Origin of the sequence: Acinetobacter sp. YH12108 (assembly GCF_013419055.1) — a bacterium.
Lineage (GTDB): Bacteria > Pseudomonadota > Gammaproteobacteria > Pseudomonadales > Moraxellaceae > Acinetobacter.
The window spans coordinates 72276-97406 of the sequence record NZ_VPAW01000001.1 but is presented as its reverse complement, the minus strand read 5'-3'; the positions used below and the strand labels follow the sequence as shown (position 1 = coordinate 97406).

The window sequence follows — 25131 nt, the reverse complement described above, 5'->3', positions numbered from 1 at the left end:
GAGATAAGGTTTAGCGTTGTAAAGTGAGAAGCACACCAATAAAAATCACCACGCCACCTAAAAGACGTTGCCAGTTCACCGGCATTTTTTCATTGCCCAGCAGACCAAACTGATCGACGATCATGGACATCACCATCTGACCAAAAATAATCATTCCGGTCAGTGTCAGGAAGCCCATTTTAGGTGCAGCATAAATGCTCATGCTGATCGCATAAACACCCAAAAAACCACCTAACCAGAGATACCAGGGAATTGCCATCAGCTCCTGTAAGCCTGGTTTGGGATGTGACTGAAACAGCACGATGCCGGCAAGTACTATTGTACCAATCAAAAAGGAAAAAAATGCAGCTTGAATAGGAGAATATAAATATTCTTTTAATTGGGTATTAATAGCCGTCTGTAAGGTCAGCAAGACCCCGATCGCAAAGACCAAAGGCAGTAAAATAAGGAGCTGGGAAGATATTTTCATAATTTTAACTATCTAATTCTATTTGAATTTTTAGGCATTAGGCGATGGCGATTTTAATTTTAGCAGAGTTGTTGCCGAGTCATGTTAAAATTACGCTAGATCTTGTAGTTGTTTTTGAGTAGTTCTTTGGCTGAATTGAATCCTGCACTTATTCCCTTATCCCTGTATATCCATATGCCGTGGTGCGTACGTAAATGTCCGTATTGTGACTTTAACTCGCATGCCGTACCTGATGGAAAACTGTCTTTGGACCTGGAGCGGGAATATCTGCATGCGCTGGTAGAGGACTTTAAAACTCAGGTTGATTTTGCCCAAGGCCGTTCGATTCATAGTGTATTTATCGGTGGGGGAACGCCATCACTGATCTCTGCTGCAGGTTATCAATGGCTATTTACCGAACTGAAAGCACTGATTCCTTTTGAAGAGAATTGTGAAATCACACTGGAAGCCAATCCAGGTACGGTGGAGCATGATCCATTTGCTGGCTATTTAGCAGCTGGTATTAATCGTCTTTCTATTGGCGTGCAAAGTTTTAATACCGAGCATCTGAAAAAGCTGGGCCGAATCCATAGCAATGAAGATGCGATCTCGGCGATTGGCCTGGCGCGTGATGCTGGTTTTCAACGGATTAATGTGGATTTGATGCATGGCTTACCTGAACAGACACTAGAGCAGGCACTCAATGACCTGAAACTGGCAGTCGAGAATGGTGCTACGCATATTTCCTGGTATCAGTTAACTATTGAGCCGAATACTGTGTTTTTCCGTACTCAGCCGATTTTACCGGTCGATGAAGTACTGGAAGAGATTCAGGAACAGGGCGAGGCTTATTTAAAAGCCAATGGCTTTATCAATTATGAAGTCTCTGCCTGGCGTGAAGAATTACCATCGGCACATAACCTGAATTACTGGCAATTTGGTGATTATCTGGCCATTGGAGCAGGGGCGCATGGCAAAGTGACTCAACCGGATGGTGTTTACCGTTTCCAGAAAACCCGTTTGCCCAAAGACTATTTAGCCAAAGTGCCAGCCGAACATTTGCAGTTTAAGCGCATCGAAGCGGCAGATATACCGTTTGAATTTATGATGAATGCCTTACGTTTAAATGATGGTGTGGAAGCGAAGCTTTATCTTGAGCGAACAGGCTATAGTCTGGATACACTGGATGAATTGCTGACTTCATTGCGCCAACGTCAATTAATGGTAGAAGATACAGAACGTCTGGCATGTACTGAGCAAGGTCACATCTTTTTAAACTCTGTGCTGGAAGAGTTTCTTTAATTGCCTAATCTATCCGAATAATTAATTTAGTTTAAAAAGAACAAGCCCGATGAGTTACATCGGGCTTGTTCTTCTCTCTACTATGCGTTTAAGCCATTCGGATTAACGATACTTAGGCGGTAACTTGTGATGCGGGCCATTGTGATGGTTTTTGTTGAAGAAGCTCTTATGGTCTTTCTTGCCAAATTTATCATGAAGATCATGCTGGTTAAAATGCGCTTTAGGAGGTGCTTTATGGAAACCACCTCTATGCGGCATTGGGTTCTTATCAAAATGATGCGCTGATGGCGTTGGATGACGATGATCCGGTCCAGGAGCCGCCATTGCTGACATGGTAGCTGTTGTTGCGATCAAGCCAATCATTAAAGAAGAAACTAATTTTTTCATGATCATACTCATATTTATTCAATGAGTTCATCATAGGAGTCAGCGATGTAGGGAAGATGGAGCCATAGACAACACTTTTGTAAATTTCAGAATTTCTTTTAATATATGCTTAAGTAATTAATAAATAATAATTTTTATTAAAACTTCTATATTTTTATGGGCAATTTTTGATTTTAAAATCATCAAAATTCTTCTCAGCTTCTTCATGTTTTAACCTGACTAAAATCAGATGAAGAAATTTAGGACAAGATGATGAATGAAAAGCGAATATTTAATTATCTTTTAAACTTAATTAATTGATCTGGAAACTAAAATTAGTCAATTTAAGGTACAAAAAAAGCACTCTAATGAGTGCTTTTTTTCATCTTCGCAATATTAGATTGCAGTGATGTTAGTCGCTGTAGGACCTTTTTGGCCTTGAGCTACGCTGAAAGAAACCTTTTGGCCTTCAGCTAAAGTTTTGAAACCTGAACCTTGGATTTCGCTGAAGTGAGCGAAAACGTCTGGACCATTGTCTTGTTGAATGAAGCCAAAACCTTTAGTTTCGTTGAACCACTTTACTGTACCGGTAACTGTGTTAGACATAATATAACCTATTGAATCTTATGGATTTATAGTCAAAATTTCAGATGACTAGCTGTAACTTTGAAAAATAAAAAGGATGGAGCTTATTGATCTTTAAAACGAAGGTTTATGACTAAAACTGCGATACTTAAAAGAAGACTAACCAAAACAAGAATTTTTCTAGTTATCGCCATCATACCCTGTATTTATAGATATTCAAGTAAATTATATGGATTATTTAATAGACGTCTGAAAATTATAGATATAAATTTGTGTAGTTTGTGTACGCAGCAGATTCTTCTTTGTATCAAGTCATCATTTTGACATATGAAAAAGAGCGCCGTAGCGCTCTTTTTAAAGCTAAAACCTAAGTTTTTGACTTAGTAATCAAAGCTAAAGTGTTCTGCTGCCAGTGAAGTCATGGTTTTTGATGGGTTCACCATCGCTTCAGCATGGCCTTGGGCACGCGGCAATAAACGCTCAAAGTAGAAATCAGCAGTTTTGATCTTCGCTTTATAGAACTCTGGAACTTCTGCACCATCACCAGCAACCAGTTTCGCTGAAGCCACCGCAGCTTGTTGTGCCCAGAAGTAAGCCATCATCACATAACCCGAGAACATCAGGAAGTCCACAGAAGCAGAGGATACGATGTCACGGTCTTTACGTGCTGCCAGCATGATACGTACAGTTAACGCATTCCACTGTGCACATAGCTTGGTCAGGTCCCAGGCAAAACGGCGCATGTATTTATTGCGTGCATGCTGTCCACAGAATTTCAGAATTTCAGCGGTGTAATCACGAATCACTTTACCTTTAGAGGTTAGCAGGACCTTACGACCAATCAGGTCAAGTGCCTGAACGCCAGTCGTTCCTTCGTACAGGGTAGAGATACGTGAATCACGAACGATTTGCTCCATGCCCCATTCTTTGATGTAACCATGACCACCAAATACTTGCATACCGTGGTTCGCTGCTTCATAACCCATTTCAGTCAGGAAGCCTTTCAGAATAGGGGTATAGAAACCTAAGTGATCATCCTGCTGTTCAAATTCAGCAGTATCACCACGCAGCAGAGCATCATTCATGTTATCTGCGATTTGTGCAGCATGATAGATCATGGCACGACCACCTTCAGCAATCGCTTTCTGGGTCAACAGCATACGGCGTACATCAGCATGGTGGATAATCGCATCCGCCACTTTTTCTGGATCTTTTTTACCAGACAGGGCACGCATCGACATACGTTCTTTAGCATATGGCAATGCACCCTGGAACGATAATTCTGCATGACAGATACCTTGGATTGCGGTACCAATACGCGCGGTATTCATGAAGGTAAACATGGCATGCAAGCCTTTGTTTGGCTCGCCAATTAAATAACCTACTGCATTGTCAAAGTTTAGTACCGCTGTTGCAGAGGCACGGATCCCCATCTTGTGTTCAATCGAACCACAGTTCACCGCATTGCGTTCACCAATACCGCCATCTTCAGTGGCAATAAATTTCGGTACGATGAACAGGGAAATGCCTTTGGTGCCTTGTGGCGCATCTGGAAGACGTGCCAAAACGATGTGCACGATATTTTCAGTTAAATCATGCTCACCCGCAGAAATAAAGATTTTAGTACCAGAAATCGCATAAGTACCATCAGCTTGCGGTTCTGCTTTAGTTTTTACCTGACCCAGGTCGGTACCACATTGTGGCTCAGTCAGACACATGGTTCCTGACCAGGTACCTGCAACCAGATGCGGTAGATAGGTGTTTTTCTGCTCGTCAGTACCATACTGGATGATGGTATTGATACAGCCTACGCTCAAACCTGGATACATCTGGAAAGACCAGTTTGCCGTACCCATCATTTCTGATTTGATCAGGTTTAAAGACATCGGCAGGTTTTGACCGCCAAATTCTTCAGGATAAGACAGACCTTGCCAGCCACCTTGTACGAACTGATCATAAGCTTCCTTGAAGCCTTTAGGTGTGCGTACTTCGCCATTTTCAAAATGACAGCCTTCTGCATCGCCGGTCTGGTTCAGTGGAGAAAGTACATTTTCACAGAAATCTGCCGCACCTTCTAGAATCATGTCTACCGTATCTGCATCGGCATATTCGCCATTTGACAGTTTTTGGTAATGTGCAGGGTAATCAAGCACTTCATTCATTAAGAAGCGAATATCACGTAAAGGAGCTTTATATGCTGGCATGCGTTTAATCCTGATTAAAATAGTTTTGGATTATCTGTATCGATTCTATGATTATTCACATTGGGGATAAAAAAACATTGATAAAGACAACAAATAAAAATGTCAGAAAAGCGAATCGAGAAGATCAGACAAGTTTAAAGATTAAATAACGGAACTCTCCATCTTTAAATAAGGCACTTCTATTTAAAAATGCTTATCTGTCTGGACTTTAATCAACATTTAGGGAGATTGTCTAGGGGTATTTTTGTATGAATTGTACACGAATGTTAGGGTCTAATCATTGGATAAATCATGTCATTAAATCCAATTTAATTTTATTATTTTTAATGAAAGAAAAAGAGCGAACGGATTAATGGCTAACCCGTTCATCTCAAAAATATTCAGAATTAAAGAAAATCTTTCAACTCAGGTTTTACTCCGTTCCAGATATAAAAAGATTCAATGGCCTGACCGACTAGCATGCCGAAACCCTCAGAAGTAGGGACGCCACGAGCTTGAGCTTGATCCAGAAAAGTGGACGGTTTGCCATAGGCCATTTCATAGGCATGTTTAAACTGTAGGGCTTCAGGTAGTACCAGCGCATCACCACTAAGACTGGCAGAAGTCGCATTAATTACAATATCAAACTCACCGGCTAAATCAGTTAAGGCAATGGCTTGTAACTCTGCTTGAGGTACAGCGTCTTTTAGATCGGCAACCAGTTGTTCTGCACGTGACAAAGTACGGTTAGCAATAACAATCTTCTTCACACCAGCCTGTACCAATGGATAGATCACGCCGCGGGTCGCGCCACCAGCACCAATAATCAGGATATCGGTATTTTCCAGAGTCCAGTCAAGAGCACGAATAGCCTCGACTAAGCCTTGTCCGTCAGTATTGTCACCATGCAGAATGCCATCTTTCATCCATAGGGTATTAACGGCTTTGGCGATTTTGGCACGTTCGGTAAGGAACTGGCACTGGGCAAAGGCCTGTTCTTTGAAGGGCACAGTCACATTCATGCCAATACCGCCCTGAGCAAAAAATTCCTGGATATTGGCTGTGAAACCATCCAGAGGGGCAAGGCGTTTGGTATAGGTCAGATCGACCCCGGTTTTGGCAGCGAAAGCCTGATGCAGTTCAGGAGAGCGTGATTGTTCGATGGGGTTACCAATGACGGCAAATTGCTTGCTCATTTCACCATGTCCATGTGCGGAAATGGCCATTAATATACGTGAAAATGCAGGAGGGCTAAAGCCTGTCAGCAGTGAAAAGCAGGCTAAAGATTAAAGGTTTAGGAACTACAGATCTCAATAATATGTTCGACAAAGAGCAAGGCCATACTAAATAAGGTTCCGGCAATCGTGAGGACACTAACAAAAATGGCCACTACATCTAGAATCAGGTTATGACTGATGACAGCGGTACTAATCGCACTAATACCAAGCGCCAGAAATAGCCAAAAGGCCAACGTAGCAGGATTAAGGTGAAGCTTAAACATTGTTATTTTTACCTAGCAGAATTTATCTTTATCAGAGTCGAGATCTAGGAGTAGATCCTGAAATATCTTTCTGAGTTGCAGTATAGAGGATTTATCCATTAAAAAAGCCCTCGATCTGAGGGCAATTTGTATTTAAATATTTTGATTGCTTTATTTAGTTTTTAATTCTGTTAACCAGTCATGCGGTTTAAGATAGTAATCGGTCAAGCGTTTTTCTGGTGATCCTTCAGCCCATTCCGGGCGGTATAACCAGCCGGTAAGAGGCGGTAGGCTCACTAGAATCGATTCAATCCGGCCACCCGTCTGCAGGCCAAACAGTGTGCCACGGTCATATACCAGATTGTATTCCACATAACGGCCACGACGGTACAGCTGGAAATCACGTTGTGCTTCAGTATAAGACTTGTCTTGGTTACGCTGGAAAATTGGCAGAATTGCTTCGAGATAACCATTGCCTACAGCCTGCATATACTGAAAACAGGTTTCAAAATCCCATTGATTCAGGTCATCAAAGAATAGGCCGCCGACACCACGCTGCTCATCACGATGTTTTAGATAGAAATAATCATCACACCATTTTTTATGTTCTGGATAAACCTCTTCGCCAAAAGGTGCACACAGGTCATATGCGGTCTGGTGCCATGAAAGCACATCTTCATCATTTGGATAAAAAGGGGTGAGGTCAAAACCGCCACCAAACCACCAGACCGGATTCTGACCTTCTTTTTCCGCTACAAATAAACGTACATTGGCATGTGAAGTCGGGACGTTCGGATTTTTAGGATGGATAACTAAAGATACACCCATGGCTTGAGCTTTAGCTCCGGCTATATTCGGATGGCGTTCAGTGGCAGAAGCGGGCAGTTTGGAAATATTGATGTGAGAGAACATCACACCGCCTTTTTCAATCACCGTACCATTTTGCAGCACACGTGAACGGCCGCCGCCACCTTCAGGACGTTCCCAGTCATCAATCAGGAATTCAGCTGTACCGCCACCGGCACGTTCCTGCTGTTCCAGCGCGGCACAAATCCGGGCTTGCAGGTCGAGGAGAAAATCGCGAACGCGTTGAATATCTGCAGAGGTAGGATGCTGCATCAGAACCCTCATAGGGAAATAAAAAGACTGCTTACATCAAAGCATAAAATGGCCTAAAAATTAAGGTGTTTTTCTGGATGCTCACCATCTGTAACAACATTCAACCTAATGTTTTAGAAGGATGTGTAGTGCATTAAATCCGACCAGACTACTAGGTTGAATTCTTTTTTTGAGCTCCGCACAATAACCTCAACAGCGCTTATGCAGCGCATTAACCTGACTGATAAGGTGGTAGGCATTCATGACTGTGCAGGCAAATTCTCTCATTCAAAAATACAATGTACCCGGTCCCCGCTACACCAGTTATCCAACCGTACCTTATTGGGAAGAGTCAGGATTTTCACTAGAGCTTTGGAAGCAGACACTAAAACGTTCTTTTCAGGAGTCGAATGCGACTGAAGGCATCAGCCTGTATATTCATCTGCCATTTTGTGAAAGTTTATGTACCTTTTGTGGCTGTCATAAACGGGTGACCAAACGTCATGAAGTCGAGCAGCCTTATATACAAGCTGTGCTGAAAGAATGGGAGCTGTATTGTGAGTTATTAGAAGAAAAACCCATCATCAAAGAAATTCATCTTGGTGGTGGGACACCGACGTTCTTTTCCATTGAACATTTAACCCAGCTGATTCAAGGTATTTTGTCCAAAGCCAAGATTGCAGCAGAGCATGAATTCAGCTTCGAAGGTCATCCAAACAATACCACGCGTGAGCATTTGCAAGGCTTGCATGACCTGGGTTTTCGTCGGGTCAGTTATGGCGTGCAGGATTATAATGAAACCGTACAAAAAGCCATTCACCGGATTCAGCCTTATGACAATGTCAAACAGGTCACCGAATGGGCGCGAGAAATTGGTTATGAATCGATTTCGCATGATCTGGTTTTTGGTCTGCCATTTCAAAGTTTGGAGAATGTCTTGAATACCATCGATCAGACCAATTCATTATTACCAGACCGTCTGGCTTTATATAGCTATGCGCATGTGCCTTGGATTAAAGGGAATGGCCAGCGCGGTTTTAAAGATGCGGATGTACCGAAAGATGAGATCAAGCGTCAGTGCTATGAAGAGGGTAAGAAAAAGCTCTTGGCGCATGGTTACCATGAAATTGGTATGGATCATTTTGCGTTAGAGAAAGACAGTATGTATCAGTCTTTTCAGTCTAGAACTTTGCACCGCAATTTTATGGGTTATACCGCGTCTAAAACTCAGGTGATGATTGGACTCGGAATTTCTTCGATTAGTGATAGCTGGTATAGCTTTGCGCAGAATGTGAAAACCATTGAAGAATATTGTGAACTGCTAGAGCAAAACCAGATTCCGGTCTTTAAAGGGCATATCCTGACTCAGGAAGACCTGATCATTCGCAAACATATCTTGAACCTGATGTGTAGCTTTACCACCTCTTGGGCAAAACCTGACATGCAGTTTTCTGAAATTGATGAAGTTCTAAAGCAGCTTGAGGAAATGCAGCAGGATCAGCTGATCAAAATTGAAGACTCTTCAGTCACGATTTTGGAGAAAGGGAAACCATTTGTACGCAATATTTGCATGGCTTTTGATTTACGTTTAAAGCGTCGTATGCCAGAGAACCGGATTTTCTCGATGACGATCTGAATCTCCCCCTCTTGCGGAGCAGTGCTCCTCATCTTTGAAAAAGAGGGGGAAAAGCCTCCCTGAGCAAGACTTAAGCATGGCTTTAAGTCGAAGCGCAAGAAAGGGAGGTTTGGAGGGGTTAAGTTAAAAGGTCGAAGAGATTTAAAAATAATTAAAAATCTTCCTTCTGATACATATGCGCCATACGCTCATGCTTGGTTTTGAGGTATTGCTCATTGAATGGATTCAGACCCACAGTGAGTGGTACACGGTCCACTACATTAATGCCTTGCTCTTTCAGTGCATCAATTTTTAAAGGGTTATTGGTGATCAGGCGGACGGCTTTTACACCTAGGTGATCCAGCATGATGCTGCACATATCATATTGACGTGCATCTGCCGGTAAATTCAGCATCAGATTGGCATCGACCGTATCATGGCCCTGGTCTTGCAAGGCATATGCACGGATTTTATTGGTCAGGCCAATTCCGCGTCCTTCCTGACGTAAATAAAGAATGACACCGCGACCCACTTCATTAATCAGTTTTTGTGTTGCCTGGAGTTGAGGGCCACAGTCGCATTTTAATGAAGCAAAGGCATCACCGGTTAAACATTCAGAATGTACACGGACCAGCACAGGTTCATCACTTGGTTCTTCTAAGCCTTTAGAAAGAGCGACATGTTCTTCGCCAGTTTTAGGGTCTTGAAAAACAGTAATTTTAAATTCACCATGAGCGGTCGGTAATCTTGAAGTTGCGACAAATTCGATAGGCACAGCTGAACCCGTAAAATCCTAATAAAGTAGCTAAAGTATAGCGTAATGCTTAAACATTAGTAGAATTGCTCAGCTGAATTTATGAAGAACATTTTCTTTTTTGTAGAAAGCGAACGATAATAGTTGATAAATAGTAAGATTATTCAGGATAATCGTAGCCTGCAAATTTTTCACCCCGACGAGATCGCTGTTTAATATTGCATCGCTAGAAGCGTAGCTGAATTGAAGCTGCTACAATTCAACTATATGATCGGTTATTCCCCATTGACCTAGCTTAAGATTTTGCCAGGCTTTAGAAGGCTTTGCCATATATGCTGTATACAGAAATACCAACTCAACGCCCTGTAACACCGTTGCTTGATGCGATCGATCATCCTGAGCAACTGCGTGCACTCGAGCAAAGCCAGCTCACACAAGTGGCGGATGAGTTACGTCAATTCATTTTGTATGCTGCGGGTCAGAGTGGTGGACACTTTGGGGCCAATCTGGGTGTGATTGAGCTTACTGTCGCTTTACATTACTGCTTTAATACGCCACATGATCGCCTGATCTGGGATGTGGGTCATCAGGCTTATCCGCATAAGGCGTTGACCGGACGTCGTGAACAGCTCACTACAATCCGTGCAAAAGATGGTCTGGCCGCATTTCCGGCGCGTGAAGAATCCGAATTTGATACTTTTGGGGTAGGGCATTCATCTACCGCAATTTCTGCTGGCCTCGGCATGGCTCTGGCGCGTCGTTATCAGAACAATCCGTGTGAAGTTGTATCAATCATTGGTGATGGGGCCATGACAGCAGGTATGGCCTTTGAGGCTATGAATGATGCTGTGGCACATCAGGCTGACCTGATGGTGGTTCTGAATGACAATGATATGTCGATTTCATGTAGTACTGGTGGTTTTGCCAAGCATCTCGCTGCAATCTGGGAACGTGGCGAATTCGTCAATGTGACTGAAGATGGTGAGGCTTATGTACAGCCACATCCGGAATGGCTATATAACTCGCGTTTACATCAGGCTGCAACTGATGCCGCAGATAACCTCTTTAAAGCCATTGGTTTTGATTATTTTGGTCCTTATGATGGCCATGATGTTAAACAGCTGGTACACGTTTTTAAAGCCTTGAAAAAACGTACCGGTCCACGCCTGATCCATATCTATACCAAAAAAGGTAAGGGCTTTGCGCCAGCAGAATGTGACCAGATTAAATACCACGCCATTAGTAAACTCAATGCAGCTACAGCCCCTAATCTAGCACCGAAATATTCAGATGTATTTGGACAATGGTTATGTGATGAAGCAGCACAGGATAAACGCCTATTGGCGATTACTCCGGCAATGTGTGAAGGTTCAGGCATGGTGCAGTTTGCCAAAGAGTATCCAGAGCGTTTCTTTGATGTTGCCATTGCAGAACAGCATGCAGTGACGCTGGCAGCAGGTATGGCTTGTGAAGGTTTAAAACCGGTCGTCGCAATTTATTCAACTTTCCTGCAACGGGGATATGACCAGTTGGTGCATGATGTAGCGCTGCAAAATCTGGATGTGACGTTTGGGATCGATCGTGCCGGTCTGGTTGGTGAAGATGGTCCAACGCATGCCGGCGCCTATGATTATGCCTATATGCGTACCATTCCGAATCTGGTGATCATGGCACCAAAAGATGAGAATGAATGCCGTCAGATGTTGCATACGGCTTATCTGTATCATGGTCCGGCAGCAGTGCGTTATCCGCGCGGGAATGGACTGGGTGTGGAAATCCAGAAAACCATGACCGAGATGCAGATCGGTCAGGCAGAATTGTTGCTCAGTCTGAACGAACAATATGATGAATATGTTTCAATTCTAGCGTTCGGTAGTCGGGTTCAAGCCGCAGTTGAAGCCGCTCAAGTATTTGCCAGCAAACATGAGGTGGGTGTACGCGTGGTAAATATGCGTTTCATCAAACCACTGGATACCAAAATGTTAAACCAGCTGGCCCATTCTACCAGCCTGTTTGTCACTGTTGAAGAACATGCAGTTATGGGCGGCGCAGGAAGTGCAGTGAATGAGTATCTGGCTGAAGCTCAAATCGTTAAACCAATCCTGAATCTAGGTTTAGCGGATAACTTTATGGCACAAGCAACACATAGCCAGATGTTGCAGCAGGCAGGACTTGATAGCCAAGGCATTGAAAAATCAATCAATGAGGCCTGGTCAAAGCTAGGTCAAAGCGTTCTGTTATAAACGCTTAAAAAGTTTCGACACATTTTTTCCCAAAAAGCCCGGATATTTGCTAAAATATGCGGGCTTTTATGCATTATTCTTTATCAGTATCTTCAAATTTGTAGTGGGTGTTCAATGGAACCTATGGTGGTGATGGCTGCGCGTGCGGCTCAATTAGTTGGTCAAGAGCTTTTAAAAGCGCATCAAAATCGTCATAAACTCGATCTGCAAGTCGAAGAAAAAGGCATTGATGGTCCGGTAACGCGTGTAGATCGTTATCTGGAACAGTTGACCATCGATACTCTACGTAAAAGCTATAAAAATCACAGTTTCCTTGGTGAAGAATTTGGTCTGCAAGAAGGTAAAGGTCACGACGCTGATTGGTGTTGGGTGATCGATCCACTTGATGGCACACTAAACTTTATCAACGGTTTTCCGCATTTCTGTATCTCTATCGCAGTTCAGCACAAAGGTGTAACTCAACACGGTGTTATTTATGACCCGGTGAAAGATGAGCTATTCTCTGCGAGCCGTGGTCGTGGTGCGATGCTAAACCAGCGCCGTATCCGTGTAAATGTTAAAGACAGTCTGAACAATACTTTTCTGGCAGTTGGTCATGCTTACCGTACTAAACGTAATGGTGAAGTAGTCTCTTATGCCAAGAATCATTTTGATGCATTACTCAATGTGACTGAAGCAGGTGCACAATTCCGTCGTGGTGGTTCAGCTGCCCTGGATCTGGCTTATGTAGCTGCCGGTCGTCTTGATGGGTATTTCGAGCTTGGCTTGAAACCTTGGGATATTGCAGCAGGCGAGTTAATCGTGAAAGAAGCGGGCGGTACTGTGGTTGATGCGCGTGGTGGTAGCGATTCTATGGAAAATGGTCAAGTTTTGGCTTGTTCAATGAAAATGCTGAAACCTCTTATGCAAGCAGTTGTTCCTGCTTGGGGTGAGGCAGCGAAATAATCGGGTTTAACGCCGTAAATCGAATATTAAAAAGGTATCTTTCGGGATGCCTTTTTTATTTTTTGAAAATAATTACGGGATAAATATCTTCATATTTAGATGATTCACAGCCTTGATAAAAAGAAAATTGACCAGCCGGAGAATTAATTACATTTCTTTTCTTGGTTAAGTCTTGGAAATTGATGAAGAAATTAGCAGTTAAACAAAATAATCTGAAAAGCGGATGACTTTATGAATAATCCTGCTATAATCTGCGCACGCACTTAATTTCTGTTCGTCACCTGAACATTTCTCTTCTTATCATTGTGTATGCGCGTGCGGTCCAAAGAGAGGACGATATCTCGCGCCCCAATCGCTAAAGCGATTCCTTCAGGTTATGCCGTAATCATGCGTGCGTTATATCACATCGTCGTTACTCGGATCGCCGCTGAATCATCTCTTTTCAGCGTTTAATTGCTGTACCGCTTTTTGTCGATGTCCATTTGACTTTATTTTTAATGGAGCACCCAGTTTCCGGGTGGAATACTCTATGAGCAAAACTTTTGCTGAATTTTCTTTGCATGAATCGTTACAACAAGCCCTTCAAGGCTTAGGTTTTACTACTCCGACTCCTGTACAAGAACAATCTATCCCTGCTGCACTAGAAGGTAAAGACCTTTTAGTATCTAGCCAGACAGGTTCGGGTAAAACCGCTGCGTTCCTTCTCCCAACTTTGAATGCACTTGCTAACCAAGATACTTTCGTACCATTTAAAGAACGTATGAAAGCGGTGACTCAACCAACTATTCTGGTGATTTCACCAACTCGTGAATTGGCACAACAAGTATGCCAAGACGCGATCGCATTTGTACGTCACATGAAAGGTGTTCGTATTGCTGCAATTATGGGTGGTATGCCATTTGGTAAACAAATCCAGCAGTTAAAAGGTGCACAGGTTGTTGTAGCAACTCCAGGCCGTTTACTTGACCTTGTTAACCGTCGTCAAATCAAACTTGACAAAGTTGACTCGCTGATCGTCGACGAAGCTGACCGTATGCTGGATCTTGGCTTCTCTGAAGACCTAGAAGCAATCGGTGACTTGGCTGCAAACCGTAAACAAACACTGATGTTCTCTGCAACTTTCGCTCCACGTATCATTACCCTTGCTGAACGCATGATGAATGAACCAGAGCGTATTGCAATTGAAACTGGTCACTCTACCAATACTGACATTACCCAGACTTTACACTGGACTGATGGCTTTGAGCACAAGAAAAAACTTCTTACTCACTGGTTAAACGAAGAAGACGTTGATCAGGCAGTGGTCTTTGCTTCTACTCAAGAAGATACAGATATGCTGGCTGAAGAACTTGCTGAAGCAGGTTTGTCCGTTGTTGCTCTACATGGTGCGATGCCACAAACCGTTCGTAACCGTCGTCTGCGCAGCATCCGTGAAGGTCGTGCAAAAATCCTGGTTGCAACTGACGTTGCAGCACGTGGTCTAGACGTACCGACAATCTCTCACGTGATCAACTTTGGTCTTCCTATGAAGAACGAAGACTATGTACACCGTATCGGTCGTACAGGTCGTGCGGGCCGTACCGGTAAAGCAATTACTTTAGCGACTTATCGTGAACGCGGTAAAATCCGTGCACTAGAAGACTTCCTTGAAGCTCGTCTAAACGTATCTGAAATTGAAGGTCTTGAGCCATCTCCACCTCCTGCACGCGGTAGCCGTGATGGCGCTGGTCGTGGTCGTGGCGGTCGTCGTGATGGTGGTCGTGGCTTCGGTGGTGGTCGTCGTTTCGAAGGCGAGAGCAACTTCAAACGTCGTGAAGGTGGTGATGACCGTCCACGTCGTAGCTTCGATGACAAACCTCGTGGCGAACGTCCTGCGTTCGGTGGCGAAGATCGTCCACGTCGTGACTTCAACAGCGATCGTCCACGTCGTGAAGGTGGTTTCGGTGATCGTCCACGTCGTGACTTCAATGAAGACCGTCCACGTCGCGAGTTTAACAATGATCGCCCACGTCGTGACTTCGGTGACCGTCCTCGTTTCGAAGGTAATGATGACAACCGCGGTAACCGTGTAGATTACAAACCACGTCGTGAAGGTTCTTTCGGTGACCGTCCTAAACGTGATTTCGGTGATCGTCCTGCTCCACGTCGTGAAGGTGGTTTCGGTGACCGTCCAGCACGTCGCGAAGGCGGTTTCGGTGATCGTCCAGCACGTTCATTCGGTGATGACCGTCCAAAACGTGACTTTGGTGACCGTCCAGCGCGTCGCAACTTTGATGACAAGCCACGTGGCGAGCGTTCATTCGGTGAAGATCGTCCACGTCGTAAATTCAATGACTAATTGAATAACGTCTGAAAAAAAACCAGCCTGAGTGCTGGTTTTTTTATGCATTGATTTTTTGTTTTTTCAGCATAGAATGCCCACTTCATCAACTTTTTCTGGATTTATGATGATCCGTAATCTGAAAGCGTCCTTGTATAGTCTTTCATATTATTGAGGGGGTACATGTCCTACATTGCGGTAACTTTGCTTTTGTGCAATCTGATTTATTATGTATATCGTTTTTTAAATGGATCATAGTCTGTTAAAATCGCGTCGAAACAAAATTTTTGATTACTAGAAATATATGGCCAGGCATGGAGCATTATGTTTTCCATGAACTTGACCCTTCATTTTCAAATGCTAACATGTTGAACTTCGTTCTTTTGTCATATGCATGCTGAAAAAATGCAGGAATAAACTCAGCTATGAAAAATCAAACAGCGCAGGATCCTCAGTCTTTGATTGAAGTCAAGAATTTGAGTTTCAAGCGGGGTGAGCGTGTAATTTATGACGATGTCAGTTTAAACATTCGTCGTGGGCAGATTACCGCCATTATGGGACCTTCCGGAACTGGTAAAACCACTTTATTAAGATTGATCGGTGGGCAACTGACGCCTGAACAGGGTCAGGTTTTACTGGACGGTAAAGATATTGCCAAGATGTCCCGTTCCGAGCTTTTTTCCGCACGTGCACGTATGGGGATGCTGTTCCAAAGTGGTGCTCTGTTTACCGACATGAGCGTCTATGAAAATGTTGCCTTTCCGATTCGTGCGCATACCAAATTGCCTGAACATTTGATTGCTGAAATCGTGGCTTTGAAACTCGAATCAGTAGGACTGCGTGGGGCAGAGCAGATGATGCCTTCAGAGCTGTCTGGCGGGATGAATCGTCGTGTCGCATTGGCTCGTGCGATTGCACTGGACCCGGAGCTGATCATGTACGATGAGCCTTTTGCCGGGCAGGATCCGATTGTGATGGGTGTTTTGACCCGACTGATCCGCTCTCTACGTGAAGCATTGGATTTAACGACCATTATTGTTTCACATGATGTGGCAGAGACTTTATCGATTGCTGATTACATCTATGTGGTCGCAGAAGGCAAAATTCAGGGTGAGGGCACAGCAGAAGAATTGAAAAATCATCCTTCAGCTTTTGTGCAGCAGTTCCTAACCGGTTCGGTTGAAGGCCCGGTAGATTATCAGTTTAGTCATCAGGCTTATTTAAGTGATGAGGTACGTTCATGAATGCCATTGCTGCCTTAGGTAGACGCGTTATTGAACGTGTTCAGGGGATTGGTGTTGCAACACTGATGCTGTTGCAGATTCTCTTTTCCATGCCGACCTGGCTTGGAGTAAAGCTGTTTGTTTATCAAATGTATCGGGTTGGGGTGCTGTCCCTCTTGATCATTGCGGTATCTGGCCTGTTTATTGGTTCGGTACTCGGTTTGCAGATGTATACCATTCTGTCGACATTCGGTAGTGAAGCGATGCTTGGTACTGCAGTGGCTTTAACCTTGTTACGTGAATTGGCACCTGTGGTTGCTGCCTTACTATTTGCGGGTCGTGCCGGTTCTGCTTTAACTGCCGAAATTGGACTGATGAAAGCGACCGAGCAATTGTCCAGTATGGAAATGATCGGGGTCGATCCCTTAAAACGGGTGATTTCACCACGCCTTTGGGCCGGTATTTTTAGCTTGCCCATGCTCTCTGTGATCTTTGCTGCGGTCGGGATTATGGGCGGAAAAATGGTGGGTGTTGATTTTCTGGGTGCAGATGAAGGCGCATATTGGAGTGGCATGGAAAGTACCGTGCGATTCTATAAAGATGTCCTGAATGGCACCATTATCAAGAGTTTTGTTTTCGCATTAATTTGTACCTGGATCGCGGTTTATCAGGGTTATGCCTGTGAACCAACATCAGAAGGTATCGCAACTTCTACAACACGTACGGTTGTCTATTCTTCGCTGTGCGTATTAGGTTTTGATTTCGTGTTGACTGCGGTCATGTTCGGAGGTATTTAATGAAATCACGTACTAGTGAGCTGGCCGTTGGTGTTTTTGTCATTCTTTTTGGTATCGCCCTGTTCTTTTTGGCGATGCGTGTTAGCGGTCTGGTAGGCACCAATATTTCTGATAGCTATCAGATGACAGCGACTTTTGAAAATGTAAATGGCATCAAGCCACGTGCTAAAGTTGCTTTGAGTGGGGTAAAAGTCGGTCAGGTCGATAAAATTACACTGGATCCGGTGACCCGTTTAGCCACTGTCCATATGACACTGGATGGCTCTCTGACTTCTTTTAATGCCGAGCAGCTCAAGCAGGTTCAGCAGGAAGCATTGGAAGAGTTACGTTATAGTTCAGATTATACCGCAGCCGATCCTGCGCAACAAAAAACAATGGAAAAACAACTATTAGATAACATGAAATCCATCACCAATATTGATGAAGATGCTTACATTATGGTAGCAACAAATGGTTTATTGGGTGAAAAGTATCTGAAAATTATTCCAGGTGGCGGTCTGACTTACTTGAAACGTGGTGAGCAGATTGCGAACACTCAAGGCACCATGGAAATTGAAGATTTAGTGACGAAATTTATTACCGGTGGTGCCGGAAAATCGTCAGATAGTCAGGAAAGTGCCTCAGAAGAAGCTGCATTTTCAGAAACAACAGATGCGGAACCTGCATTTGTTGAATAACAGATTGAGGAGATTTGAGTGAAGACTTTAGTAAAACAAACGCTTGCTGCAAGCATTCTTTCAACAATGGTTGCTGGTACAGTGTTTGCTGCACCGTCTGAAGCCCCACCTGCTTTTATTAAAAGAGTTGCAGACAATTTGATTGATCGTCTTAAAACCGATCATGCCAAATTGCAAAATAATCCTGCGCTTGTGAAAACGATTGTTCGTCAGAATCTTGACCCGTATATCGATTCACAATCGTTTACCCGGATTGTGATGGGGACTTATGCGACCAATCAGTATAGTACTGCGGCGCAGCGTGCACAGTTTGAAAAGAACTTCCGTGAAACCCTGATTGAAAATTATGGTACGGCTTTCTCTAAGTTCAGTAACCAGACTTACAGCGTTCGTCCTTACAAGGCGACTAACAGCAAAAATCCTGTGGTGACTATCGACTTTAATAACAAAGGCGAGAAAATCCCGGTTGCTTTCCAGCTGGTTGATAAAGGTTCACAATGGAAAATCCGTAACATCAATGTTTCTGGTATTGACCTGGGTTTGCAGTTCCGTAACCAGTTTGCGGCTACAGTAAAACGTAATGGTGGTAATCTGGATAAAGCCATTGCCAACTTCAAGCCAGATGCAGAAGCGGCGATTGACAAGAAAAAATAAGATAGGTGAGCTGTGATTCAATTCAATAATCAGGAACTGCAGGTTTCAGGCAAGATTGACGCTGACAATGCGCAGAACTATTACCTAGATGGTCTGCGTGTTATTCACTCACAGGGCAAGTTTCCTGTGGTAGTTAATTTGGCTGGACTTGAGCAGGGTAGTACTTTGGCTTTGGCCGTTCTGGTGCGCTGGTTGCGCCAAACTCCGCAAGCACGAGGGCTACAGTTTAAAGCGGTTCCTGAGAAAATGATGAAGATCATTCAGGCCTGTCATTTGCAGGATGATTTACAGATCATTCAGTAAATAAAAAAGCACCGAAAGGTGCTTTTTTATTGCCGGTATATTTTAAAAAAGTTCCTCCCTTTCTCAAAGGGAGCTTAGGAGGGGTTAGTTAATTAACCTCTCCCTAAAGGAGAGGGAACTTGTATTTTAAAAAAGTGGAGAAATGGGCCTGGACTCGAACTTTAAGCAAATATTGGAAGTCTTTTCTCTCTGAGCGAGATTTAAAGCACTGCCTTAAATCTAAGCACAAGAGAGTTAATTCTCACCTCACCCTTGAGCAGCAGTGCTGCACATCACCTGAAAAGAGAGGGAAATTCCTCCCTTAGGAGAAATTAGGAGGGATTCTAAATCCACTTCTTCCATCTAAAGTAAATAAGAGGCCCAATCAAAAAGCCCATAATAATAATGCTCACCATCACAAAGCTCATCGAACCTTGAGCGAAGGGCAAGACATCAGTATTCATCCCGTAAATACTGGCAATCAGCATGGGTGGCGCAAGCATACTCGGTAAAATCGAGAAGCGACGGATCGTATCATTCTGTTCAGTGTTAATGAATCCGGACGTGGTATCCAGCAAGAATCGGACTTTTTGGAACAGGAAGGCATCATGCTCGACCAGTGAGCGGACGTCTTCACTGAGTTCTCGAATATCCGCATCATAAATATGACTGCCTAAGGCACGTGGACGTGACAGGAAGGTAAGTACACGGCGTAAATCGATCAGACAGAGCTGAGCTTTCCCGAGCATATCTTCCAGTTGGGCCAGACGGGTAATCATGTCATCCAGATCAAGGATCTGTTCACGATGCCGGTTATTCAGCACTTCGGTTGAGTATTTTTCCAGATCCTTATGTACGTCTTCCAGAATATCGGCCAACTCATCCAGTTTGGCCTCGAGCAAACCCAGCAAAATCCAGGTTGGATCTTTATAGTCAATATCATAATCATTGCGACGCGCACGGGCACGAAAGGCCCGGAAAGCTACCAGCTTTTCACCGCGTAGGGTAAAGAGCCGGTCTTTATGCAAAATGAAAGCGACTGTCTGAACCGTTGCGAGGATGCTGGCATCATCCTCATGTTCACTTTCGACTTGATAATTTTTATTTTTCGTTAAGAAATAAGTACTGATGTGCAAAATACCGTCATCATCACGGTAAAATCGGGCACTCGAAGAAATATCTTCCAGAGATTTTAAAGTGGGTAGGTTTTGCTCATAGGCATCCAGAATCCATTGCTGTTCTTCCTGTGAAGGTGCAATTAAATCTATCCAAACCAGTTCCGGATGCAGGTCGAAATCACCATTGATGGTGGCATCTTCTAGGCTACCGCGCTCTGTGGCGTAAAAGGCTTCAAGCATGCTGTCTTTTCTCCCTTGCGCAGTATGTTAATCTAAATGCGTGTATTTTAGACAAGGAATTGAATAAAAACACTGATTGTGCAGTTATTTTTGAAAAAAAACTCTCAGGCGCTGCCTGCGTACTATATACCGGCAATGCAATGGTGAAAATGATGAATTCTATCGCAATTTTCTGTGGCTCAGCGCTAGGTTCTGAACCTGGTTATAAACAAATTGCTGAAAAGGTAGGCCAAACTCTGGCAAAAAGACAGCAAACACTGATTTATGGTGGTGGTCGTTCCGGATTAATGGGCATTGTAGCGGATAGTGCCTTGGCTGCAGGGGGCGAGGTTATTGGTGTTATTCCAAGACCCTTGGTGAATCGTGAACTGGCACATCCACATATTACCAAGCTGTATGTGGTCGATAATATGCATGAGCGTAAGACCAAAATGTCAGAACTCTCCGATGGTTTTATTGCCATTCCGGGTGGGGCGGGAACGCTCGAGGAAATTTTTGAGCAATGGACTTGGGCTCAGCTCGGGATTCATAAAAAACCTTGTGCTTTTCTCAATGTCGATGGCTTTTATGATGATTTGCTGAAATTTATTCAGATGACCACGGACAAGGGTTTTACCAAGCCACGTTTTACTGAATCCCTGATCGTGAGTGATGACTTCGAAGAAATTTTACAGAAATTTCAAGACTACCAGCCGCCTGAAGCAAAATGGGGTATGGTCGATCAGGAAGATCTCGTAAAATAAGTGTTTTCCACTTGATCGTTCCGAATTCATGAAAATTATTACCGTCGCAGCTGCCATTATTTTGAATTCAGATCAGCAGCTGCTGGTGGTTCGTAAGAAAAATACTGACTGTTTTATGCAAGTGGGTGGCAAGCTGGAACCGGATGAAGCACCTGAACGCACCCTGCTACGTGAAATTAAGGAAGAAATTGGTTGTCAGGCTGAGATTCAGCAATTTATCGGGTGTTTTGAAACTCAAACTGCCAATGAACCGGATCATCAACTGGTTAGTTATGTTTATCTGGTGCAGTTAGATGGCGAACCACATATTGAAGCTGAGATTGCCGAGATGAAATGGGTGGATCTGGATCAGAAAGATGTGAAACTTGCACCTTTAACTACAGAAATTGTCATACCTTGGGTTAAAAAGAACTTACTGGCCCAAGCCTGATTTAAAGTTTGGCTCCCGCCAGACAGGCGGCATAAATCTGCTGACAGCCCAGTTTTTCCAGTTGCTGGCTCAAAGCTCGAATTGAGCTGCCAGTCGTAACCACATCATCAATAATTAAAACCTTACGATAACGGACTTTTGAAGAGATAGTGACCCTGAACTGGGCTTCAATATCTTCGATACGTTCCAGACGGCTTAAGCCTTTTTGTGAATGTTGCTTGAGTCGTTCAATTGGTTGCCAGACGGGAACTTGCAAGTGTTTAGCTACATGCTTGGCCAGCAACAAAGATTGATTATAGCCACGTTCAACCAGTCGTTCGGTTGAAATCGGCATAGGAACCACTGCACTGACTTTAGGAAATTTTAAGGTTAGTAATGCACCTGCCAATAATGGTTCCAGATGCAGCTTCTGCTCATATTTAAATAATTGAATCAGGCGATCCATCGGGTAGGCATAGTCACAAGCCACCTGAAACTGCATTTCCTGACGCTGAATAGTCTGATATGCCCAAGGTAACTGTTGCCAGCAATCCTGACAGACAGAATGCAGGTTTTGATAATCTGTCTGGCACAGCTGACAAGGCTGTAAACGATTCAGCCAGAGTTTACCCTGTTGTAACAGCTTAAACATAGGCATAGCGTGGAGCCTCAGGTAGCCAGCGTTTTAATAATGCATCCGCCTGTTTCGGATAATCTTTTAACATCTGCTGGGCGACATAATGCGCCTGATTCAGCAAGTGATCATCACGTGCCAGTTTGGCTACACGGAAACCCATATCACCGGTCTGTTTGGTTCCTAACAATTCACCCGGACCACGTAATTCCAGGTCTTTCTCGGCAATGATAAAGCCATCATTGGTTTCGCGCATGATACGCAGACGTTCCTGACCATTTTGTGACAATGGATTTTTATAGAGCAGGGCACAGAAACTGGCTTTGGCACCACGACCCACCCGACCACGCAGCTGATGTAGTTGTGACAGGCCAAGCCGTTCGGCATTTTCAATCACCATAATCGAAGCATTCGGGACATCAACACCGACTTCGATCACAGTTGTAGCAATGAGTAGCTGCAGTTTATTGTCTTTGAATTCCTGCATGACTGCCTGTTTTTCATCGGCTTTCATTTTGCCATGTACCAGACCGATATTCAGTTCAGGGAAGCGTTCCTTGATCTCGGCAAAGGTTGCTTCTGCGGCTTGAGCATCCAGAGTTTCCGACTGTTCCACCAAAGTACAGACCCAATAAGCCTGTTTACCTTCAGCACAATTCGTGGCAATCCGTTGCAGAACCTCTTCGCGACGATCCAGCGGAATGGTCACAGTCTGGATCGGAGTACGACCCGGTGGCAATTCATCAATAATCGAAGTATCCAGATCGCCATACGCCGACATGGCAAGCGTGCGTGGAATCGGGGTCGCGGTCATGACCAGTTGATGCGGTGACATACCATCCAAGCCTTTATTTCTCAAGGCTAAGCGTTGATCGACCCCAAAACGATGCTGCTCATCAATAATCACTAAGCCCAGTTTGGCGAACTCGACATTTTCCTGAAACAGGGCATGTGTGCCCACCACCAGATGCGCGCTGCCATCACGGATTACTTGTTCTGCTGCTACACGCGCTTTACCTTTCTGCTTGCCGGAAAGCCAGGCAACATTTAAACCGAGTGGTTCGAACCAGCGCTTGAAGTTGAGGTAATGCTGTTCGGCCAGAATTTCAGTTGGCGCCATCAGCGCGACTTGCCAGCCTTCTTCGAGGGCATGACAGGCTGCAACACCAGCTACTAAGGTTTTTCCTGCACCCACATCACCCTGCACCAGACGTAGCATCGGTTTATTCTGTTTCAGGTCTATAGCAATTTCCTTAGATACGCGTTTTTGCGCACCGGTCATTTCGAAAGGCAAACCGGCCAAAAGCTGTTTGGCATAGGTCTTACTTGGAGAAAATGAAGGGGCTTCAATCTGCTGAATAAAAGCACGCCGGGTCAGCAAACTGATTTGATGTGCCACCAGTTCCTCAAAAATCAGACGCTGCTGTGCCGGATGTGAGCCTTGAGTGAGCTGCAACATATTGGCGTCCAATGGCGGATGATGAATATATTCCAGTGCCTGCTTCAGGCCATAACCATTGCTAAATTTTTGTGGCAACAGTTCAGGCAAATCATCACTGTGCAGTTCTAGTGCCTGTTTAATATATTCCCGCAGCTTGGGCTGAGTCAGTCCTTCGGTTGCCGGATAGATCGAGGTGAGTTGGGTATGAGGCAGAGGCGTATGTTCAGTAATCACTTGCAGCTCTGGATGATACATTTCCAGACCACGGGCACCGACTCGCACTTCACCAAAGACTCTTAAACGGTTACCGAGCTTGCAGCGATCGGTAATGCCTTTATAAATATGATAAAAACGCAAAGTGACTTTGCCAGAATCATCATCCAGTAACACCGCCATGGACTTGCGTTTACCGGGTGGGAAATCGACCCCTTTCACGATACCTTCCAGCAAATAGCTGCGTCCCACCATTAATTGATTCATGGGAATGATCGTGCTACGGTCTTCATAGTCACGTGGTAGATGAAAAAGCAAATCATCAGTATTAAAGATATTTAGTTTTTCGAGTAAAGCAGCGGCGGCATTGCCAACGCCTTGTAACTGATGGACTGCAGCCATGTCCCCTCAACCAGGTCTGTGATTCGGTGTCGAATGCATATTTTATTTATTGGTTATGGTAAAACATCCGAGCGGGTAGCTAAACAATTATTTGAGCAAGGTCATCAAATTAGCACAATTAGCCAAAGTCCCAAAACAGATTCATTCGCAACTCATCTGATTCAGGATGTGCATACTCTAGATTTAAGTGCAGTCGCTTCGATTGATTGGGTCTATGTGTTACTCAGTCCCAAACAGAGTGGTGTCGAAGCCTATCAGCACATTTATCTGGATTCGGTTCAGCCAATCGTCACTGCCTTGAAATCCCATCCGGTAAAAAGAATTGTGGTGGTTTCATCAACCCGGGTTTATGGACAGAATGCAGGTGAAAGCGTGGATGATGAAACTGAAATTCATCCGAATGATGCTCAAGGTGAAATTCTGCATCACATGGAACAGGCGTATCTCGCGGCTTATCCTGATCAATGTACCATTATCCGCCCAAGTGGGATTTATGGGACTTCTGTGGCACGTATGCAGAAAATGGCAACCTCAATGATCAGTTATCCAAATCTGCACTGGTCGAATCGTATTCATATTGAAGACTTATCACGTTTTCTAGCTCATATGATTCACGTGGAACATCCTGATTCTTCATATATTTTGACTAATAATCAGCCACAACTTTTGCATGAAGTCTTGCAATGGTTTCAGCAGCAGATGGGTTTATTTATATTGAAAGTGGAAAGTGACAGGGTGACGGGTAAAAAGCTGTATGCCACAAGAATGGAAAAGATAGGCTTTGAGTTAGAGCATCAGGATTGTTTTCAGGATTATTTAGAGTTGATGAATAAGACTGATTTATAAATTTGGAAGTTCCTCCTCCCTCTGGGAGGAGGTTAGGAGGAGGGTTTTTTTAAAATCACCTCTCCCTTGCGCAGCAGTGCTGCTCATCTCCTAAAAGGAGAGGGAATATTTAT

General features: G+C 44.1%; 24 protein-coding genes. 13 read left to right on the top strand and 11 right to left on the bottom strand.

Annotated features, from left to right (window positions below; genetic code table 11):
• Positions 1-10: 10 nt before the first annotated feature.
• On the bottom strand, positions 11-469 hold the full coding sequence (locus FTU46_RS00560) for a DMT family transporter (RefSeq protein WP_004786999.1): 459 nt from the start codon (positions 467-469) through the stop codon (positions 11-13).
• A 126-nt stretch (positions 470-595) separates the two neighbouring features.
• On the opposite strand from FTU46_RS00560, the gene hemW reads away from it, so the two are divergent.
• Entirely contained in the window at positions 596-1750 is a 1155-nt protein-coding gene (gene hemW, locus FTU46_RS00555; RefSeq protein ID WP_180104132.1) for a radical SAM family heme chaperone HemW, read from the top strand.
• 102 nt (positions 1751-1852) lie between these two features.
• Here hemW and FTU46_RS00550 read toward each other — a convergent pair whose 3' ends face one another.
• The 6 genes from FTU46_RS00550 to hemF all read right to left on the bottom strand — a co-directional run bounded on the left by FTU46_RS00550 (position 1853) and on the right by hemF (position 7483).
• Entirely contained in the window at positions 1853-2137 is a 285-nt protein-coding gene (locus tag FTU46_RS00550) for a hypothetical protein (protein ID WP_257224570.1), read from the bottom strand.
• Between the two features lie 375 nt (positions 2138-2512).
• A complete protein-coding gene (locus FTU46_RS00545; RefSeq protein ID WP_004786992.1) occupies positions 2513-2722 on the bottom strand; it encodes a cold-shock protein in 210 nt (69 codons plus the stop codon).
• A 359-nt stretch (positions 2723-3081) separates the two neighbouring features.
• Positions 3082-4905, bottom strand: coding sequence for an acyl-CoA dehydrogenase C-terminal domain-containing protein (locus FTU46_RS00540; protein ID WP_166135889.1), 1824 nt, complete (start codon positions 4903-4905; stop codon positions 3082-3084).
• A gap of 386 nt (positions 4906-5291) precedes the next feature.
• Complete coding sequence (gene aroE / locus FTU46_RS00535) at positions 5292-6080, bottom strand: shikimate dehydrogenase (RefSeq protein ID WP_180104131.1); 789 nt, start codon at positions 6078-6080, stop codon at positions 5292-5294.
• A gap of 98 nt (positions 6081-6178) precedes the next feature.
• On the bottom strand, positions 6179-6385 hold the full coding sequence (locus FTU46_RS00530) for a hypothetical protein (protein WP_005233693.1): 207 nt from the start codon (positions 6383-6385) through the stop codon (positions 6179-6181).
• A 150-nt stretch (positions 6386-6535) separates the two neighbouring features.
• Positions 6536-7483, bottom strand: a complete 948-nt coding sequence (hemF, locus tag FTU46_RS00525) for an oxygen-dependent coproporphyrinogen oxidase (RefSeq protein WP_180104130.1) — start codon at positions 7481-7483, stop codon at positions 6536-6538.
• Between the two features lie 241 nt (positions 7484-7724).
• On the opposite strand from hemF, the gene hemN reads away from it, so the two are divergent.
• Positions 7725-9098: an oxygen-independent coproporphyrinogen III oxidase gene (hemN, locus tag FTU46_RS00520; protein WP_180104129.1), complete on the top strand. Its 1374-nt coding sequence runs from the start codon at positions 7725-7727 to the stop codon at positions 9096-9098.
• A 151-nt stretch (positions 9099-9249) separates the two neighbouring features.
• Here the strand turns inward: hemN and ribA are convergent, their stop codons facing one another.
• The gene (gene ribA, locus FTU46_RS00515) at positions 9250-9852 is read right to left on the bottom strand and encodes a GTP cyclohydrolase II (RefSeq protein WP_004786979.1); all 603 of its coding nucleotides are present in this window, start codon (positions 9850-9852) and stop codon (positions 9250-9252) included.
• 311 nt (positions 9853-10163) lie between these two features.
• Here ribA and dxs point away from each other — a divergent pair, with 311 nt between their 5' ends.
• From dxs to FTU46_RS00475, 8 genes are all read left to right on the top strand, one after another.
• On the top strand, positions 10164-12074 hold the full coding sequence (dxs, locus tag FTU46_RS00510; protein ID WP_180104128.1) for a 1-deoxy-D-xylulose-5-phosphate synthase: 1911 nt from the start codon (positions 10164-10166) through the stop codon (positions 12072-12074).
• A 114-nt stretch (positions 12075-12188) separates the two neighbouring features.
• On the top strand, positions 12189-13019 hold the full coding sequence (locus FTU46_RS00505; RefSeq protein WP_004786976.1) for an inositol monophosphatase family protein: 831 nt from the start codon (positions 12189-12191) through the stop codon (positions 13017-13019).
• Between the two features lie 529 nt (positions 13020-13548).
• Entirely contained in the window at positions 13549-15357 is a 1809-nt protein-coding gene (locus FTU46_RS00500) for a DEAD/DEAH box helicase (protein WP_104425681.1), read from the top strand.
• A gap of 407 nt (positions 15358-15764) precedes the next feature.
• Positions 15765-16583, top strand: coding sequence for an ABC transporter ATP-binding protein (locus FTU46_RS00495; protein ID WP_005233709.1), 819 nt, complete (start codon positions 15765-15767; stop codon positions 16581-16583).
• Positions 16580-17359 carry a lipid asymmetry maintenance ABC transporter permease subunit MlaE gene (gene mlaE / locus FTU46_RS00490; protein ID WP_004786970.1) on the top strand — a complete coding sequence of 260 codons (780 nt, stop codon included), beginning with the start codon at positions 16580-16582 and terminating at the stop codon, positions 17357-17359. Before FTU46_RS00495 ends, mlaE begins: the two co-directional genes overlap by 4 nt.
• The gene (locus FTU46_RS00485; RefSeq protein WP_004786968.1) at positions 17359-18036 is read left to right on the top strand and encodes an outer membrane lipid asymmetry maintenance protein MlaD; all 678 of its coding nucleotides are present in this window, start codon (positions 17359-17361) and stop codon (positions 18034-18036) included. The genes mlaE and FTU46_RS00485 overlap by 1 nt, the downstream gene beginning before the upstream one ends.
• Before the next feature lie 18 nt (positions 18037-18054).
• Positions 18055-18690 carry a phospholipid-binding protein MlaC gene (locus FTU46_RS00480; protein WP_004786965.1) on the top strand — a complete coding sequence of 212 codons (636 nt, stop codon included), beginning with the start codon at positions 18055-18057 and terminating at the stop codon, positions 18688-18690.
• A gap of 12 nt (positions 18691-18702) precedes the next feature.
• The gene (locus tag FTU46_RS00475) at positions 18703-18993 is read left to right on the top strand and encodes a lipid asymmetry maintenance protein MlaB (protein ID WP_159122637.1); all 291 of its coding nucleotides are present in this window, start codon (positions 18703-18705) and stop codon (positions 18991-18993) included.
• A gap of 323 nt (positions 18994-19316) precedes the next feature.
• Here FTU46_RS00475 and FTU46_RS00470 read toward each other — a convergent pair whose 3' ends face one another.
• Positions 19317-20330: a CorA family divalent cation transporter gene (locus FTU46_RS00470; protein ID WP_004786961.1), complete on the bottom strand. Its 1014-nt coding sequence runs from the start codon at positions 20328-20330 to the stop codon at positions 19317-19319.
• A gap of 152 nt (positions 20331-20482) precedes the next feature.
• On the opposite strand from FTU46_RS00470, the gene FTU46_RS00465 reads away from it, so the two are divergent.
• Both FTU46_RS00465 and FTU46_RS00460 read left to right on the top strand, forming a co-directional pair.
• The gene (locus tag FTU46_RS00465) at positions 20483-21073 is read left to right on the top strand and encodes a TIGR00730 family Rossman fold protein (protein ID WP_034701503.1); all 591 of its coding nucleotides are present in this window, start codon (positions 20483-20485) and stop codon (positions 21071-21073) included.
• 28 nt (positions 21074-21101) lie between these two features.
• Positions 21102-21503 carry an NUDIX domain-containing protein gene (locus FTU46_RS00460; protein WP_166135917.1) on the top strand — a complete coding sequence of 134 codons (402 nt, stop codon included), beginning with the start codon at positions 21102-21104 and terminating at the stop codon, positions 21501-21503.
• A gap of 1 nt (position 21504) precedes the next feature.
• Here FTU46_RS00460 and FTU46_RS00455 read toward each other — a convergent pair whose 3' ends face one another.
• The gene (locus FTU46_RS00455) at positions 21505-22140 is read right to left on the bottom strand and encodes a ComF family protein (RefSeq protein ID WP_180104127.1); all 636 of its coding nucleotides are present in this window, start codon (positions 22138-22140) and stop codon (positions 21505-21507) included.
• On the bottom strand, positions 22127-24172 hold the full coding sequence (recG, locus tag FTU46_RS00450; protein ID WP_180104126.1) for an ATP-dependent DNA helicase RecG: 2046 nt from the start codon (positions 24170-24172) through the stop codon (positions 22127-22129). Before recG ends, FTU46_RS00455 begins: the two co-directional genes overlap by 14 nt.
• 33 nt (positions 24173-24205) lie before the next feature.
• Between recG and FTU46_RS00445 the strand changes: the two genes are divergently transcribed.
• Positions 24206-25018 carry an NAD-dependent epimerase/dehydratase family protein gene (locus tag FTU46_RS00445; RefSeq protein WP_180104125.1) on the top strand — a complete coding sequence of 271 codons (813 nt, stop codon included), beginning with the start codon at positions 24206-24208 and terminating at the stop codon, positions 25016-25018.
• Positions 25019-25131: the final 113 nt, after the last annotated feature.

What these genes read in the sequence shown, in the direction of transcription:
- FTU46_RS00465 (WP_034701503.1), top strand. Translation starts at nt 20,483, where the DNA reads ATGAATTCTATCGCAATTTTCTGTGGCTCAGCGCTAGGTTCTGAACCT.
- aroE (WP_180104131.1), bottom strand. Translation starts at nt 6,080, where the DNA reads ATGAGCAAGCAATTTGCCGTCATTGGTAACCCCATCGAACAATCACGC.
- FTU46_RS00485 (WP_004786968.1), top strand. Translation starts at nt 17,359, where the DNA reads ATGAAATCACGTACTAGTGAGCTGGCCGTTGGTGTTTTTGTCATTCTT.
- FTU46_RS00545 (WP_004786992.1), bottom strand. Translation starts at nt 2,722, where the DNA reads ATGTCTAACACAGTTACCGGTACAGTAAAGTGGTTCAACGAAACTAAA.
- FTU46_RS00470 (WP_004786961.1), bottom strand. Translation starts at nt 20,330, where the DNA reads ATGCTTGAAGCCTTTTACGCCACAGAGCGCGGTAGCCTAGAAGATGCC.
- FTU46_RS00550 (WP_257224570.1), bottom strand. Translation starts at nt 2,137, where the DNA reads ATGAAAAAATTAGTTTCTTCTTTAATGATTGGCTTGATCGCAACAACA.
- FTU46_RS00560 (WP_004786999.1), bottom strand. Translation starts at nt 469, where the DNA reads ATGAAAATATCTTCCCAGCTCCTTATTTTACTGCCTTTGGTCTTTGCG.
- FTU46_RS00540 (WP_166135889.1), bottom strand. Translation starts at nt 4,905, where the DNA reads ATGCCAGCATATAAAGCTCCTTTACGTGATATTCGCTTCTTAATGAAT.
- FTU46_RS00505 (WP_004786976.1), top strand. Translation starts at nt 12,189, where the DNA reads ATGGAACCTATGGTGGTGATGGCTGCGCGTGCGGCTCAATTAGTTGGT.
- FTU46_RS00530 (WP_005233693.1), bottom strand. Translation starts at nt 6,385, where the DNA reads ATGTTTAAGCTTCACCTTAATCCTGCTACGTTGGCCTTTTGGCTATTT.
- recG (WP_180104126.1), bottom strand. Translation starts at nt 24,172, where the DNA reads ATGGCTGCAGTCCATCAGTTACAAGGCGTTGGCAATGCCGCCGCTGCT.
- dxs (WP_180104128.1), top strand. Translation starts at nt 10,164, where the DNA reads ATGCTGTATACAGAAATACCAACTCAACGCCCTGTAACACCGTTGCTT.
- hemN (WP_180104129.1), top strand. Translation starts at nt 7,725, where the DNA reads ATGACTGTGCAGGCAAATTCTCTCATTCAAAAATACAATGTACCCGGT.
- FTU46_RS00455 (WP_180104127.1), bottom strand. Translation starts at nt 22,140, where the DNA reads ATGCCTATGTTTAAGCTGTTACAACAGGGTAAACTCTGGCTGAATCGT.
- FTU46_RS00495 (WP_005233709.1), top strand. Translation starts at nt 15,765, where the DNA reads ATGAAAAATCAAACAGCGCAGGATCCTCAGTCTTTGATTGAAGTCAAG.
- FTU46_RS00460 (WP_166135917.1), top strand. Translation starts at nt 21,102, where the DNA reads ATGAAAATTATTACCGTCGCAGCTGCCATTATTTTGAATTCAGATCAG.
- hemF (WP_180104130.1), bottom strand. Translation starts at nt 7,483, where the DNA reads ATGCAGCATCCTACCTCTGCAGATATTCAACGCGTTCGCGATTTTCTC.
- mlaE (WP_004786970.1), top strand. Translation starts at nt 16,580, where the DNA reads ATGAATGCCATTGCTGCCTTAGGTAGACGCGTTATTGAACGTGTTCAG.
- FTU46_RS00445 (WP_180104125.1), top strand. Translation starts at nt 24,206, where the DNA reads ATGCATATTTTATTTATTGGTTATGGTAAAACATCCGAGCGGGTAGCT.
- FTU46_RS00500 (WP_104425681.1), top strand. Translation starts at nt 13,549, where the DNA reads ATGAGCAAAACTTTTGCTGAATTTTCTTTGCATGAATCGTTACAACAA.